Annotated in this window: 1 protein-coding gene; it reads right to left on the bottom strand. The window is 36.7% G+C overall.

Annotation, left to right across the window (positions count from 1 at the left end; all coding sequences use genetic code 11):
- Window positions 1-278: type VI secretion system-associated FHA domain protein (locus tag Q5762_RS38060; protein ID WP_315896886.1), on the bottom strand; the 278-nt coding region annotated here is incomplete at both ends.

Below are 278 nucleotides of genomic sequence, written 5' to 3' on the forward strand. Positions count from 1 at the left end.
TGCTCAAAGATTTCCCAAAATAACTTTTCAAAACCTTTCTGGCGATGAGAGGTCAACTCTTGGTAATAATGACAGTACATATCCCATGCCCATGAGTCTGATGTTTGGTTTTGCTTATCACTATTTCGCTTATAATGCTCAAAACGACGTAATAGTACTTGTGGGGAGAATGCATTAAGAATTTGATTTAAAGCTTCACTGGTTGCGTGTTGCATTGCTTCATTGTGATTACGAATATTTTTTAAACTTTCAGAAATAGCGGCAGGTGCAGAAAAATG

It is taken from the genome of Streptomyces sp. P9(2023) (assembly GCF_032436795.1).
In the GTDB taxonomy this organism is placed as follows: Bacteria; Actinomycetota; Actinomycetes; order Streptomycetales; family Streptomycetaceae; genus Streptomyces.